Source organism: Bacillus sp. SA1-12 (assembly GCF_000981385.1).
Lineage (GTDB): Bacteria > Bacillota > Bacilli > Bacillales > Bacillaceae > Metabacillus.
This window is the reverse complement of the sequence record NZ_LATZ01000001.1, coordinates 106,202-119,344: the sequence shown is the minus strand read 5'-3', so window position 1 is coordinate 119,344 and position 13,143 is coordinate 106,202. Positions and strand designations below refer to the sequence as shown.

The window sequence follows — 13,143 nt, the reverse complement described above, 5'->3', positions numbered from 1 at the left end:
TGTCTTATTTTATATAAGATTTTGACCTCATTCCACTGCGCCTGATTGCTGCATGCACATTAATGTTAATTTCCGTCTCAGGAAAAATTTCATTTTCCCATTTGTTTTTATTTTTTTTCCAATAAGCTTTATCTTCAATGTTGACATATTCGCCAAAACCAAAAAGATCACTTTTTTCTTCTTGAGTGGCTTTAATTGTTGAGAAAACCTCTTCTTTTATCTCTTTAGCAAGCTGTTCCTCCATTTTTTCAATGATATTACCTTTATCAAGCTCAATGGGACATTGAGTTTCTAATACCGATCCTTCAGCCTCAATGTCAATAAAAATAACAGGCTTTTCATTTTTTATTTGGACTTTAATATCTGATTGGGCACGCGCAACCTCGATGGCAAGAGCATCCTTTCTTTTTTTACAATCAAGGCTTATAACGGTTCGGCTTATTTGATCATTAATCCACATGAATCCACGGGCAGAATCTCCTTCCATCCATTTTTCAAGTTTCCCATTTTTTATAACGGATAATCCAATAATTTCTAATTTACTTTTTTCAGAAACCTGTTGTATGTTTGTTGTCTTGTTTCCGTTTTCTACATCTCCTATAATTTGGATTCCTGTTATTGCTAAACTTCCTTCTCCCAACTTTGCTATGGCCTGATCGGCACGAGTACTTGGATATTCACCCCATATTTTTTCAGCAGATTGAAGACTCTGTAAGACTTTTTGGGAAGGGATGGCAATTAATGGAGTTGTGATCTTAAGGGCATTCTCAGCCGTTTGCCCTTTTACAATCAAAACCGGAAACAGAACCCGGAAATGAGAATCGCGTTCGATCACATCAAAAATCTCCATAATCCCTTCCTTTGCGATTTCCTCACCGATAAGCATAACCTGGATATGTGGAAAAAAAAGCTCAGAAGGAGCCTCATGAGAAATTTTTCGTAATGATTCTGAAATCGTACTGCCAGTTGATGTATAGGTTGTTACAGGAGATGCTTGGACTTTACTCCCTTGTTGTCCGCCGGCTACTTGGCTGGGATTAATAATTTGGACGGTTGTTTGGTATCTGTTTTCGACATCATCACTGCCTTTGTCGATGCCAATACCCGAAATAATGCTAAGGTCCTGAAGCTCAGCACTGTCCCAGCATCCTGATAAACTAAAGAGAATAAAGAATAAAAAAAAGATCATAAATGGTTTATGTTGCATTTGGATCCCTCTTTGTTTTTTTGTTCTTTTTAGTGGCTGTTCTGTTAGTTCGATTTTGACTGATTAAACGCGGACGTTTAGACAAAAAAGGCTTAGGCAAACGTAAAATCGCATCCTCTTGATCTGTGATTATAAAAGGAGCAAAGGGAGCCAAATAAGGAATTCCAAAGGAACGTAAACTGACGGTGTGCGCAACCAATATAATTACCCCCAGCCCAATGCCATAAAGCCCAAATGTACTTGCTAATATCATCATAAAAAATCTTAGTAAACGGGAAGCATCTGTTAATGAAAAATGGGGGAGAGTAAAGCTGGCGATAGCTGTTGCTGCTACTACAATTACCATAGCACTTGAAACAATTCCTGCCATAACCGCTGCTTCACCTAATACAAGAGCACCAACAATTGAAACAGCTTGGCCAACCGGACGAGGCATTCGTACCCCCGCTTCCCTTAATACTTCAAAAGTTAACTCCATTAATAATGCTTCGACGATGATTGGAAAGGGAATCCCTTGTCGCTGTGCTGCCAGATTAATCAGCAAAGGAGTAGGAATTAATTCTGGATGAAACGAAACAAACGCTATGAAAAGTGATGGTCCAAGAAGTGTAATTAAAAAGGAAACTATTCGTAAAAATCTTAAAAAGCCAGCTACACTCCACCGCAAGTAATAATCCTCAGCCGTTTGCAAAAATTGGTTCCATGTAGCTGGTACGATCAAGGGAATTGGAGTTCCATCAACAAAAATGGCCACACGTCCTTCTAATAAATTCCCTGTCACAACATCTGGCCTTTCGGTTAAAAAAACAGTCGGCCAAGGTGTTAGATTATCATCGCTAATCCATTCTTCAATCGTATTAGAACCAATAACTTCATCCACTTCGATCCGATCAATTCGTTTTCTTACTTCTTCTAAGATTTTGTCATTAACAATCCCATTTAAATACATAATGCCAATCTCTGTTTGGGTAATCTTGCCAAGCTTTCTTGTTTCAAGCCATAAATTAGGACTTTTAATTCTTCTGCGAACCATCGCAGTATTTGTAATGAGTGATTCAGTAAAGCTGTCTTTTGGCCCGCGTACAGAAGGTTCTGCAATAGGTTCTGTAATGGACCGCAGCTCTCCGCCTTGTGAGGCGCATGCATACGCTTGGGCTAATCCATCAACTATTACAATGGTTTGACCTGACAAAAGAAATGAAAAAAGCTTATTTAGTTCCGTGACCTCCTCAACATGAGTAGTCGATAAAATACCATCTAAAATATATTGACCTAATTCAACTGGTGACCAAGGCTTTTCATGTTCAAGAACGGAAGCTTTATTGATTAGCTTTTCAATAATGAAGTTACCCATCAATTTTTTATCTGTTAATCCATTTATATAAATCGTTGCAACCTTTTGGTGAAAAGGCTCTCCCATATTAAACTGACGTATAATTAAATCACCGCTCCTGCCTAATGCTTCTTTAATTTTATGGATGTTACTTTCTAAAGTTTGGACAAGCAGTTGTTTGTTAAAAGCATCATCGGTATTATCATAAAATACCTTATGCTGCTCCTTTTTCTGTATATTAAATAAGCGGTTCCATGCACTCTTCATGTCTTATTCTCCATTTATTTAGGGGCTCTGATCTTGCAAGTTGTTTTTATACTTTCCTTCTTTATGGTTTTCATACACTATTTTCCTCTGACACAAGCTGAAAAAATCACATATAAAATGAAGGCAAATTATTTTTAGTCATGAACATACCATAGTAGAATGTTAAGTAACCGCCGATTGAATGCGTTTGCAAATATTAAATACAGTTATGAAAAAGGAGTTGTTACATATTGATTGAAGTGGAAAGCATTCACCATGTCAGTCTTTCAGTTACGAATTTGGAAAAAGCAAAGCATTTTTATGGGGATATGTTAGGTTTTAAAGAACTTGATCGTCCTGATTTTGATTTTCCAGGTGCCTGGTATCAAGTGGGAAATCAGCAGCTTCATTTAATCGTACAGCAGGAGTCTTCAACATTCCGATCTGATCCTGAAATAAATTCAAAGGAAGGCCATTTTGCAATTCGTGTAAAGGATTATGAGAAGACTTTGAAACACCTTAAAACTCTAGGGATAAAAATAATCGAAAAGCCAAATAGTATTAGTGGTTTTGCGCAAATATTTTGCATGGATCCTGATTTGAATTTGATTGAACTTAATGTCGATCAACAGGATCTTAAGTAGATTAGATGAAGTGTGATATTAATGGAATCGGGGTGGGGTAATTGGTGCCGATTAATTCAGAGGCATTGTTGGAGAAACTCAGGCAATGGATCGGAAGGAAGATTTATCTGCATCATGAGGTAAATCCTGGCGGTTATTTTCGTAACGGAAAAGCTACGTTATTTGATGTTCATGTAAAAGGAGATCAAATCTATAGGGTGTATTTAGAACTTGATCAGCAGCAATCAATTATTCAAGTTGATGGTTTAACACATATGATGTTGTCAGAGGAGTTAGTGGTGATCAGCAGCTTTGACCATGTTGACCGCTTAGCCCGGACACTAGAAATCAGCACTTCACCTTTTTCAATATGAGGATCTTTAAGGGGGGTACATATGGGGACAATTTTAGCGGTTTTTGCACATCCTGATGATGAAACATTTATATGTGGGGGCACGTTGGCAAAGTATGCAAGTGAGGGTCATCGTGTTGTGCTGTTATGTGCAACAAAAGGGGAAATGGGAAGGAGAATGGGCGTTCCTCCTGTTGCAACGAGGGAAAGTCTTCCTGTGATTCGGGAACAAGAATTAATCGATGCCTGCAAGGCTTTAAAAATAAGTGATTTACGTTTTTTAGGGCTTCGAGATAAGTTATTGGAAATTCAACCTATTGAAACACTTAAACAAATGGTTTTATCTCATATGACCGAGGTTATGCCTGATGCAATTATAACATTTCATGAAATATTAGGTGGTCATTCAGATCATTGTGCTATAGGACGTGCTGCGAAAGAAGCTTATTCTGTTTATAAAACGGAAAATCCTAGGGCCGACCTGTTTTACGTTTGCTGGTCAAATGTAGCTCAAGACCCAACGAGTTACGGCTTCTCCCAAGATCAGCTATTAAAGATTACGATTCGAAAATATTTTTTAGAGAAGCTATATGGTTTTCGAGCACACCAAACGCAATCTGCTATGGATGAATGGGTATGGGGAAATGACCAAAAAGCAATAAACCAATTTTCAGAATATGAATACTTTATTCAGGCAAACGGGCCATTTGGTATCAACAAAAACTCTATTATTTAGGCAAAGAAAGAGGCTGTCTAAAACCAAGGTTAGAACCTTCTTAGACAACCTCTTTCTTTAAGCTTACAATGTGAGTTTTAACATCTTTTAAAAATGATTATCACTTAGCAATAGTTGGAGCGGTAAGCAGCCAACTTAGTTTGTGCATTAACATACGTAAACGCTTTAAAGTTCGATAAACGTTAATTGTTAAAGACGGGCTTAAGTGAAAAAGAAACATTTTCAAAGTATATCCCTCCACATTGAAGTTTGTGGTGTCTTCCACCACTTTTATTATTCCCTCATTATCTACAGTTATTTCATTCATGACTAAATAAGTTGAATAGTTTTTTTAATAGAATAATAGAAAGAAGAAAAAGAATTCTCCAACGTTTTCAATCTATAAAAGTAAAAAGTTATGTGATAAATTAGTAGAGATAATAGTAGAAACTTTTATCATATAGTATTTGAAAGGTTGAATGTATATGTGGTTAAAGCTGGGAAAATACAATACATTGCGCAATCAAATCTTACTTGTTTTTTTAACTGTCATGATTATTGTCCTATGTTTTGTTGGGATTATGACCTATCACATTGTATCAAATTTATTAAAAGGCAACGCTGAAAAGCAAATTCAACAAACCGCTATCGAAGCAAGCGGAAGGATGGAATCATTATTTCAACAAATTGATATGCTGACTAAACAGGTGGCAACAAACTCTTATGTTCAACAGCTGCTTTTGGCTGAAACAAAAGGTAAGCTTGCAAGCTTTAGTGAGAGGCAAGCATTAATGCAGGTTGGTAACACCTTTCAAGTGTTTTCAAATGGAATAAATGCTTTTGAAATCTATTCTAAGGATTTTCGAAAACTCACCCCGCTAGATGGTGATGGGCTGTTTTCTCGGATTGATTATAAATGGATTATTGAAGCAGATCGTGCAGAAGGGAAGTTGGTATGGATTGGACAAGATCCAAAAGAGCCTGAGTTTCTTCTGGCAATCAGGCGGGTTAGTTTAGTGGATCGCTGGTTTTCAAATGGCGGTTATCTATTAATACAAATCCATTCAAAGTATTTTGAGTTTAACGACACCGGTAAGGCTAATGAATATATGATTTTGGTTGATCAAAATCGTCATCAAATTACATCAAATTATGAAGGAGATATCAGGCCGATTATCTCAGAAAAAACGAGTGTCACACCCATAAATGGAAACGATTTCATGCATGTTAAGGAAAAATCAGAGGTTACCGGATGGACGCTGCATATCTTAACACCTGTTGACACATTGATGAAAGGGACTCCAGTATTACGAACGGCTATCCTTTTATCTGGTGCACTTGGTTTTTTCATTTTTCTCATATCGTCCATCTTGTTATCTTCGATGATTACTAGTCCAATATTAAAATTAACCACGACGATGAAAAAGGCAGGAGATGGTGAGCTTAAGCTGAATCCAGAGATTGCCTCGACAATTGAGATTAATGAATTAAATAAAACCTATAACCAATTAGTAGAAAATACAAATCATTTAATCCAAGTTGTTTATGAAAAAGAAATCTTAAAGGGGCAGGCTGAGTTAAAAGCATTGCAATCACAAATTAATCCTCATTTTTTGTTTAATACATTAGATGCTTTATATTGGTCACTTGATGAAAAAGGAGAGGACGAATTAGCAGATTCCGTTATTGCCATGTCTGAGTTATTCCGTTACACAATCAGCAGAAATCATCAAGATGAATGGGTGATGATAAAACAGGAACTTGAGCATGTGGAAATGTATATGCAGCTTATGAAAATGCGCTTTGGAGATCGCTTTACTTGGAGCGTTGATATACCAAAACAATTTGAACATGTTAAAATTCCTAAACTATTAATTCAGCCAATAGTTGAAAATGCTATTTTACATGGAGTAGGAAACAAAGCGGGCAAAGGCTATGTACTAGTCAGTGTCCAGCCTTCAAGATCATCAGGCAATTTGGTCATATCTATAAAAGATAACGGTCCAGGGATGGATCAAGAAACGATTGACCGGATTATGACTGTCATTGATTCGGGAAAGGTGTCCTCTATTAAGGGAAATGGAATGGCTATTGCTAACGTAAACAAACGGTTACAGCTTTACTATAATGAAAATAATCTAGGGAAAATCGTTATTTCAAGTGAAGTAAATAAGGGAACTTGTTTAACATTTGAGGTGCCAATAAATGGGGGTAGCAGCTAATGCAAAAAAAGACGATTTTAATTGTTGATGATGAACCGAAAACACGGGAAGGATTAAAAAAAACACTTGAAGGATGGGCAAGTGTCAATTATGAAGTGATCAGTGCAGAAGGGGCAAATGAAGCCATTTCAATCCTGAAGGAAAGAGAGATTCATATTTTACTAACTGATATTTCAATGCCTGAGATAAACGGACTTGAAATGCTGAAGCTCTTAAAAGATCATCAGCAAAATCCAGTTGTGATAATCATTTCCGCTTATTCAGAATTTGAATATGCCCAGGAAGCTATACGATTAGGTGTTCTCAATTATTTATTAAAGCCTTTGAATAAACGAAAACTTATAGAAGCCGTAGAGCAAGCAGTTGAGGTAAAGGAACAAAGAGAGCGTGAAGGCAGAATCTATAAATTTGTTGATGAAAAGCTTGTTGATGTAGTAAAACAGGGGGACCGCAAGGAGGACACTCCTATTCAAATAGCATTGGTTTATATTGATAAACATATCGATCAGCAGCTCACGATGAAAGATGTAGCAAATTATGTACACTTAAATTCAAGTTATTTTAGTGTTCTGTTTAAGGAGCAGGTCAATATGACCTTTAGTGAATATTTGACAAGAAGCAGACTGCAAAAGGCAAAGAATTTATTATTAGAATCAAATTTATCTGTTACGGAAATTGCAGAGAAGGTTGGCTATAATACGTCAAAATATTTTATTAAACTCTTTAAAGAGTATGAAGGGCAGACACCAAGCCGCTTTCGAAAAACTAGCACAATTAGTGAGAGAGAAAACTAAAAAAAGTAGAACTTTCCCCAATCAGTGTTACCTTATTTCAGCATTATGCCGATGCTATAATGAGCTTGTAAATGCGAATACAGCATCTTGTATCAATTCAAAGGGGGATTTTTATATGAAAAGGAAAGCGATTACACTGCTATTTGCTCTAACCATGATCCTTGGATTAGTATTATCTGGCTGTTCAGAATCAAGTGAGACAGGGGGTGCAGGTGATTCAGGTGACAAAGTAACCGTTAAATTAATGCATTTATGGCCTGCTGGAAGCTCTAAACAGCATAATCAGATCGTAAACGATATTGCTGCAGAATATGAAAAGGAGAATCCGGGGGTCAAAATTGAGCAGGAAATTTTAAGTAATGAGCAATACAAGGAAAAATTAAAGGTATTATCAGCATCAAATGAACTGCCTGATGTCGGTATGACGTGGGCTGCCGGTTTTATGGAGCCATATGTCAAGGGAAATAAGTTTGCTCCGCTGGATGATTTGCTTGAAGGCGAGCTGGGAGATCAATTTATTTCTGGAACAACAGAAGCATTTGCAGTCGATGGTAAAACATATGGGTTACCGCTTGAGTTAAATATTGCTCCAGTCTATTATAATAAAGCTATTTTTAAACAATATAATTTAGAAGTACCAAAAACTTATGAAGAATTTAAACATGTTGTGGAAACACTTGCTGATAATGGTGTAACACCAATTACATTGGGAAACAAAGATCGCTGGACAGGATCTATGTGGTATATGTATTTAGCAGACCGTATCGGTGGTTCTGAAACATTAACAAATGCAATAAATCGTACAGGAACATTTGAAGAGCCTGCATTAACAAAGGCTGCCGAAGAGATTCAGAATTTAGTAGGAATGGATGCTTTTGTAAAGGGTTTCAATGGATTGTCAAATGATGAAGCGAAAGGCCCGTTTATGAACGGACAAGCTGCCATGTACTTAATGGGATCATGGGAATTACCAAACTATACAACGAACGAAGATGTTCCACAAGAGTTTAGAGACTCAGTTGGTTTCTTTAAATTCCCAACAGTTGAAGGTGGGAAAGGGAACATCAACAGCTTTGTTGGCGGTCCTGGTGTAGGATTATTCGTTTCAGAAAAATCAGAGGTTAAAGAAGAAGCGAAGAAATTTGTTGAATTCTTTGTGAAAAAATGGGGAGAACGCTCTGTAACAGATGCTGGAGTTATTCCTGCAACAAAGGTTGATACATCTAAAGTTGATTTACCGCAAATGTACATTGATGTATTAAATGAACTAAATTCTGCTAGCAATATTACGTTATATGCAGATGTTCAAATGAGTGCATCTGTTGCACAAGAACATTTGAATTTGATCCAAGCTTTGTTCGGAAAGGAAGTAACACCTGAAGAATTTACAAGCAAGCACGAAGAAGCGCTTGCAAATGAGGAGTAATATCTCAAGTTATCTTGTAAGGATGTAAAGATGAAAAGGACATATCGATAAATAAGGTGATATGTCCTTTTCTATGCCTAAAAAGATGAAAGTGGAAAGAAAGGGGGGGTCATCATGGATAAAGTGATGTCCAATAAACTGGTTATAACCTTATATGTATTACCTGCACTTCTATTAATCATGGTTTTAATCTATGTACCCATTCTATTAACTGGCTACTACGGCTTAATGAAGTGGGATGGAATTGGAGAAATGACTTTTATCGGTCTTGAAAATTATACAAAGCTCATTAAGGATGCGGAATTTTGGAAAAGTGCTTATCATTCGTTTTTACTTGCAATTTTTTCTGCAGTTAGTTTAATCGGTTATTTAGTTATATCGTTAATTCTTGCCGGAAAAATAAAAGGGGCAAATTTTTTAAGAAAGATTTATTTAATACCGATGCTGTTATCGTCAGTGGCAATCGCCCAGCTTTGGCTTAAAATCTACCACCCTTCAAACGGATTAGTAAATAGTTTATTACTATCTTTCGGCACAAAAAATCCGCCTGCATGGTTAGCAGAACCGAATCTTGTCTTAGCTGCGTTATTCGTACCAATTATCTGGCAGTATGCAGGCTTCTACATTTTGATCTATTATGCAGCTTTAAAGAATATTCCTGAGTCATTAATTGAGGCTGCTAGAATTGATGGTGCAAATGCGTTTCAAATTGCGTATAGAATAAAGGTGCCATTAATTGCAGGTGTAATTAAAGTGACGATTGTCTTAGCGATTGTTGGATCATTAAAATATTTTGACTTAATTTACGTCATGACAGGCGGAGGACCAAATGGCGCCAGTGAGGTTATGGCATCTTATATGTATCAAAAAGCCTTTGGAACCTATAACTTTGGCTACGGAAGCGCGGTTGGTTTCTTCCTATTATTAATTTGTCTTATTGTCACATGGCTGATCCGAAAATTAACAGCAACTGACGAAGAAATTCAATATTAAGAAAGGAGTAATAAAACATGAGTGTCATACAAAATCACCAAGCACAATCAAACATAACTACTCCTCTTTCAACTGGGAAGCAATCGAACAAAATGATAACTAGAATCGGATTTGGACTGCTCTATATAGCCTTAGGCTTGATTGCCATATTTCAGGTTTATCCGCTTATTTGGTTATTTTTTTTCTCATTAAAAGATAACCAGGAAGTGTTCAATAACTCTCCGTTTGCGTTACCGGTAAATCCAAAATGGGAAAATTATCTAAAGGTTTGGACGGAAGGAAATATTAGTCTATATTTTTTAAATAGTGTCTGGATTACTGTTTTATCGGTTATATTGACAGTGCTTTTAGCTAGCTTTGTCACGTTTGCAATTACGAGAATGAAATGGAAGTTAAGCAAACTGGTCCTTGGCTTGTTTATGGTAGGATTAATGATTCCAGTGCATTCTACCTTAATTCCATTGTTTAGCTTTTTCCAAAAAATTAATTTGATTGATCATCCTTTATCGGTTGTTGCGTCTTATACAGCCTTTAACCTTCCTATTACAATCATGATTTTGATAGGCTTTTATTATACGCTGCCGCGTGAGGTAGAGGAAGCAGCAATCATCGATGGGTGTTCAATACATCGGATCTTTTTTCAAATTACGCTGCCAATGACCACTCCAGTTTTGTCAACAACAGTGATTATCAATATGATTTACAACTGGAATGAATTTGTGTTCATCAATACCTTTATCAGTTCTGATAAGTATAAAACATTAACGGTCGGGATTCAAAACTTTATTGGTCAGTATATGACTGAATGGGGAGCAATCGGTGCAACGCTTATGATCAGTATCATCCCAATTTTAATTGCCTTCTTCTTCTTTAGTAATCGAATTGTTGAGGGAATTGCTGCTGGTTCTGTAAAAGGATAAATCATTCATTACCATATTAATATGGCAGAAAGGGGTAATATGATGGTTATAAATCAATTTTTTAATGCACATCACTCACCGATTGGAGCATTTTCCAGCTTCACACTAGGTTTTCCAGGGAACGGAGGCGGCTTGGATTTGGAGCTGGGTCGCCCACCCCGAAAAAATATCTTTATCGGTGTAGAGTCGTTACCTTATGAAGGAATCTATGAAGCACTTCCATTTTTTGATTATAGTGAAGACGAAAGTAAACGCTATGATATTGAAAATCCAGATCCGGACCCAAATAAGCCAAAAATCATAATTCCATTTGCAAAAGATGAGATAGTCCGTGAGTTCAAGCTTGGTACAGATACATGGAAAGCAGGGGATTTGACCTTTACTATTTATTCACAAGCACAGTCTGTACCAGATCCTTCATCTGCTTCTATAGAGGAGCTTATGCTAACACTTGTACCATCGGTCATCGCAGAGGTTACGGTTGATAATACAAAAGGAAGTAAAAGCAGGCGAGCTTTTTTCGGCTATGAAGGAAATGATCAATATAGCTCAATGCGAAGATTGGATGATACATGTGAAGGAATTTCCGGTGTTGGTCAAGGAAGAATCACAGCAATAGCATCTGCCAATCCTGATGTAAAGTCAGCATTGCACTTTAGTATGGAAAATATATTAACAACACCATTTGAAGAGAACTGGACGTTTGGTTTAGGGCCAATTGGGGCGATGATGATGGAGGTGCCGGCTGGAACATGCAGGACTTATCAATTTGCAATCTGTTTCCATCGTTCCGGGTTTGTAACTGCAGGATTGGATACAACTTATTTTTATACTCGTTATTTTAAAAATATTGAAGAGGTGGCCGCCTTTTCATTAGAGAACACTGAAGAAATCATTAAACGAGCACAAAAAGCAAATGAATTAATTGAACATGCTGACCATTTATCAGAGGATCAACGTTTTATGATGGCCCATTCCATCCGAAGCTACTATGGCTCTACACAACTGCTCGATGTGGAAGGAGAACCATTCTGGGTTGTCAATGAAGGTGAATATCGAATGATGAACACATTTGATCTTACTGTTGATCAGTTGTTTTTTGAAATGAAAATGAATCCATGGACAGTTAAAAATGAATTAGATATGTTTGTTAAACGTTTTAGCTATGAGGATGAAGTTCGTTTTCCAAATGACGAAACTGTTTATCCTGGAGGAATCAGCTTCACCCATGATATGGGTGTGGCGAATACGATCTCAAGACCTCACTTTTCCTCTTATGAATTATATGGTCTTGATGGCTGTTTTTCACATATGACTCATGAACAGCTCGTAAACTGGGTGTTATGTGCGGCTGTTTACGTAGAAAAAACAAATGATACTGATTGGCTGCAAAATAACCTGACGATTTTCATAAGCTGCTTTGAAAGCATGCTAAATCGGGATCATACGGATCCAAATGAACGAAATGGCATCATGGGTCTAGATTCATCACGGGTAATGGGCGGTGCAGAAATCACCACATATGATAGTTTAGATGTCTCACTCGGCCAAGCACGAAATAATATATACTTGGCTGGTAAGTGCTGGGCTTCCTATGTAGCATTAGAAAAACTATTTGCTGCAAATGGGTATCAAGACTTATCAAAACAAGCAGGTGTTCAAGCAGAAAAATGTGCAGCTAGCATTGTCAGCTACGTAACAGAAGATGGTTATATCCCTGCGGTTGTAGGAGAAAACAATGATTCAAAAATTATCCCTGCGATTGAGGGGTTGATTTTCCCTTATTTTACTAATTGTCAAGAAGCCCTTGACCAAAATGGACGTTTTGGTCCTTATCTCCAAGCATTGAAAAAGCACTTGAAAACGGTCTTGGTTGAAGGGATTTGCTTATTTGAGGATGGCGGCTGGAAAATCTCATCAACAAGTAATAACTCCTGGCTAAGTAAAATCTATTTATGTCAGTTCATTGCTCGAAAACTATTAGGAATTGAGTGGGATGAAAAAGGGGAAAGAGCAGATGCCGCTCATGTTGCCTGGTTAACGCACCCTACCTTATCAGTTTGGAGCTGGAGTGACCAAATTATTTCCGGTAAAATAACTGGTAGCAAGTATTATCCTCGAGGAGTTACTAGCATTCTATGGCTGGAGGAAAAAAAGGAAACCTTGTTATCAATGGAAAATGCTCAAGTAAGTAGTCGTTCTTAATAAGAGGATAATCCTCCTGCATGAGGATTATCCTTTTTATTATTTTCACGGAGTTAAAAAGGTTGATAAATGAAAGGTTTAGGAGAGCTTTTATGTGGAAACAATGA

11 protein-coding genes are annotated in these 13,143 nt (G+C 37.1%); 9 read left to right on the top strand and 2 right to left on the bottom strand.

Annotated features, from left to right (window positions below; translation table 11 throughout):
• Positions 1-4: 4 nt before the first annotated feature.
• On the bottom strand, positions 5-1,207 hold the full coding sequence (locus WQ54_RS00505) for a Ger(x)C family spore germination protein (RefSeq protein ID WP_046510578.1): 1,203 nt from the start codon (positions 1,205-1,207) through the stop codon (positions 5-7).
• Entirely contained in the window at positions 1,197-2,807 is a 1,611-nt protein-coding gene (locus tag WQ54_RS00500) for a spore germination protein (RefSeq protein ID WP_052737603.1), read from the bottom strand. Before WQ54_RS00500 ends, WQ54_RS00505 begins: the two co-directional genes overlap by 11 nt.
• A gap of 230 nt (positions 2,808-3,037) precedes the next feature.
• Between WQ54_RS00500 and WQ54_RS00495 the strand changes: the two genes are divergently transcribed.
• The 9 genes from WQ54_RS00495 (at position 3,038) to WQ54_RS00455 (ending at position 13,036) form a co-directional block, all read left to right on the top strand.
• Positions 3,038-3,430 (top strand): VOC family protein, encoded by a 393-nt coding sequence (locus WQ54_RS00495; RefSeq protein WP_046510576.1) that lies wholly within the window; start codon positions 3,038-3,040, stop codon positions 3,428-3,430.
• Between the two features lie 44 nt (positions 3,431-3,474).
• Positions 3,475-3,783, top strand: coding sequence for a DUF1806 family protein (locus WQ54_RS00490; protein WP_046510574.1), 309 nt, complete (start codon positions 3,475-3,477; stop codon positions 3,781-3,783).
• A gap of 21 nt (positions 3,784-3,804) precedes the next feature.
• Positions 3,805-4,497 carry a PIG-L family deacetylase gene (locus tag WQ54_RS00485; RefSeq protein WP_046510572.1) on the top strand — a complete coding sequence of 231 codons (693 nt, stop codon included), beginning with the start codon at positions 3,805-3,807 and terminating at the stop codon, positions 4,495-4,497.
• A gap of 464 nt (positions 4,498-4,961) precedes the next feature.
• Positions 4,962-6,698, top strand: coding sequence for a sensor histidine kinase (locus WQ54_RS00480; RefSeq protein ID WP_046510571.1), 1,737 nt, complete (start codon positions 4,962-4,964; stop codon positions 6,696-6,698).
• Positions 6,698-7,492 (top strand): response regulator, encoded by a 795-nt coding sequence (locus WQ54_RS00475; protein ID WP_046510569.1) that lies wholly within the window; start codon positions 6,698-6,700, stop codon positions 7,490-7,492. Before WQ54_RS00480 ends, WQ54_RS00475 begins: the two co-directional genes overlap by 1 nt.
• Before the next feature lie 115 nt (positions 7,493-7,607).
• Complete coding sequence (locus tag WQ54_RS00470) at positions 7,608-8,918, top strand: extracellular solute-binding protein (RefSeq protein WP_046510567.1); 1,311 nt, start codon at positions 7,608-7,610, stop codon at positions 8,916-8,918.
• Positions 8,919-9,032: 114 nt separating this feature from the next.
• Entirely contained in the window at positions 9,033-9,911 is an 879-nt protein-coding gene (locus WQ54_RS00465; protein WP_046510565.1) for a carbohydrate ABC transporter permease, read from the top strand.
• A gap of 92 nt (positions 9,912-10,003) precedes the next feature.
• Positions 10,004-10,831 carry a carbohydrate ABC transporter permease gene (locus WQ54_RS00460; RefSeq protein WP_231597424.1) on the top strand — a complete coding sequence of 276 codons (828 nt, stop codon included), beginning with the start codon at positions 10,004-10,006 and terminating at the stop codon, positions 10,829-10,831.
• Between the two features lie 42 nt (positions 10,832-10,873).
• On the top strand, positions 10,874-13,036 hold the full coding sequence (locus WQ54_RS00455; RefSeq protein WP_046510563.1) for a glycoside hydrolase family 52 protein: 2,163 nt from the start codon (positions 10,874-10,876) through the stop codon (positions 13,034-13,036).
• The last annotated feature ends 107 nt before the right edge of the window (positions 13,037-13,143 follow it).